Source organism: Paenibacillus rhizoplanae (assembly GCF_042684125.1).
In the GTDB taxonomy this organism is placed as follows: domain Bacteria; phylum Bacillota; class Bacilli; order Paenibacillales; family Paenibacillaceae; genus Paenibacillus_AQ; species Paenibacillus_AQ rhizoplanae.
Map to the genome: position 1 here is coordinate 1 of NZ_JBHUKY010000096.1, position 2227 is coordinate 2227.

The following is a 2227-nucleotide window of genomic DNA, read 5'->3' on the forward strand; positions in this document are numbered from 1 at the left end:
ATCTACGCATATTAGCGATTTTTCCTGCTGCGGCCTCGGACCGGACGGCCCCTCGAAAATTTCAGGGGGTCAGCGTTTCGGCGTGTCCTGGCGCTGCATAAACGCATGCATAAACGTAATCATTACGTATGTATAATTTACCAGCGCCGATAACCATTAAGCCGCGCGGTTGTAGGGATCGCAGGGCCGACCGCTGGAAATGTATATGCAGCGTATAACGTGCGTTTATGCAACGGATGGACAAACGTAGGCGGGGCGCGGTTTTGTGACGCTTAAGGGGAGCGGATAGCAATCAGCGATGCGCTACGAAAAATGTATAACGTATTCATTACGATGTAGCATCGCTTTAACGCGGTGAAGCGGACCCCAAGGGCTTACTTAAAGTAAGTGAACTCAGCTGTATTCAGAATCCGCGCAGCATTTTTAACTCAGGGAGCCAGTATATGTAAATAATCGTATTGTCGTGCGAAGCTTATACGTTCGGCGAGCGGCGGGCTTATCGTAAAGTGACGGAGTAATTAAGGCGCAGTCTTTGCGGAGTAATATCCGTGAGGGCTGCGCCTTTTTTGCGTTTACACTGCGATGCGCTCAGCGCATATCCGTTCGTAGAATTTGACGCGTAGAAAAATGGCGTAGTATCAACGTTTTGAGACCGCCGGAAATAATTTCGCAGATATGCGCAGAAAAAGCTTGCAGCGATGCGCTCCCGTGTGATATATTATTTGAGCGGGAAGAAAACGAGCGGGTTGATAAAGCGTTGAGAATCGTTGATACAAGCGGGTTTGTCCGCTGACTGACCGTCGACTATACGGAGTGATTTCGGGGCCATAGCTCAGCTGGGAGAGCGCATCGCTGGCAGCGATGAGGTCAGGGGTTCGATCCCCCTTGGCTCCACCAATTTCATACGGACTCTTAGCTCAGTTGGTAGAGCAGTAGACTCTTAATCTATTTGTCCAGGGTTCGAGCCCCTGAGAGTCCATTACATTAAGAACGGCAGAGATGCCGTTCTTTTGCTGTTTCAGGGGATACGGATGCTTAAGTGGGGGGGAACAGCAAGGGCTTAAGGTCCACTCTCGAGCCGCGACCCCAACCTCGAACCGCGAAATATGGTTTCCATCGATATCCTTCGGTTCTAAATGTGTCTAAAGGACTGCTACGGACCCCACAGCCCTTATGTTCTCTATTCAGCATAATTAAAAGGGCTAACGGACCGTATCGCGCTTATTGCTTCTTCACCACCATATATGAGATGAAATCTAGTAAATAGCGCCATCTGTGGGTTTAGAATAGATAGTAGACGTCTCTTAACGGACGGAGGGATAATAAGGATCACGGAGGTGTGTTGCCATGGGTGACCAACGAAAACGGTACAATGAAGAGTTTAAAAAGCAGACGGTTAAGTTTCTACAAGAACAGACGAAGAGCTTCGGGGAGTTAGCGGAAGAGCTGGACATCCCCAAGAGCACGCTTCATCAATGGATGGGACAATACCGGGAGCTCAAGAATGAACCTGTAGCCAGTGTGGATCGGGTGAGGGAGCTCGAAGCCGAGTTGAAGGAAGCGCGCCGTCAGCTCCAGGAGCGCCAAGATCAACTCGTCGACCGGGAGGAAGAACTGGCCATCCTAAAAAAAGCAGTGCACATCTTCAGCAAACCAAGGAACGCCGATTCCAGTTCATGAAGGAACATCGCTCCGCGTTTCGCTTGGAGAAGATGTGCATCACCTTGCAGGTATCCAGGAGCGGATATTACAAGTGGCTCGGAGCCAAAACCAGTGCACAGGCTCTCCGAAAAGCGGCCGTGCAGGAGCGAATCCGCTACCATTTTAATGACCATAAGGGGCGGTATGGAAGTCCGAAAATCACTCGACTCCTGCACCAGGAAGGCTATACCCTCACCGAACGTACGGTGAGTGTGTACATGCGGCAAATGAAGCTCCGCTCGGTGGTCTCTAAGCCGTACCGTGTACAGACCACGGATTCCAAGCACAACGATCCTATTGCCCCGAACACACTGAATCAAGAATTTACCGTCGACAAGCCCAATACCGCCTGGGTGACCGATATTACGTATATCCCCTGCCGTGGAGGCCGCTTGTACCTGGCCAGCGTCATGGATCTGTGTACGCGCGAAATTGTAGGGTGGCGGTTATCGGACCACATGGAAACCAGCTTGGTCTTAGACGCCTTGCAGGCTGCCTATCAAGCCAAGCGACCCGGCCCGGGGCT

2 protein-coding genes and 2 tRNA genes are annotated in these 2227 nt (G+C 51.2%); all 4 read left to right on the forward strand.

Annotated features, from left to right (window positions below):
• Positions 1-821 precede the first annotated feature (821 nt).
• Positions 822-897, forward strand: a tRNA-Ala gene (locus ACFSX3_RS30680).
• A gap of 9 nt (positions 898-906) precedes the next feature.
• Positions 907-979 (forward strand) — tRNA-Lys (locus ACFSX3_RS30685).
• A 368-nt stretch (positions 980-1347) separates the two neighbouring features.
• A complete protein-coding gene (locus ACFSX3_RS30690) occupies positions 1348-1680 on the forward strand; it encodes a transposase (protein ID WP_379256911.1) in 333 nt (110 codons plus the stop codon).
• Positions 1677-2227, forward strand: a 551-nt coding sequence (locus tag ACFSX3_RS30695) for an IS3 family transposase (RefSeq protein ID WP_379313688.1), incomplete at its 3' end; no start/stop codon positions are given. The genes ACFSX3_RS30690 and ACFSX3_RS30695, both read left to right, overlap by 4 nt.

Excerpts from the sequence above, each read along its gene's own strand:
- ACFSX3_RS30690 (WP_379256911.1), top strand. The coding sequence starts at position 1,348 with ATGGGTGACCAACGAAAACGGTACAATGAAGAGTTTAAAAAGCAGACG.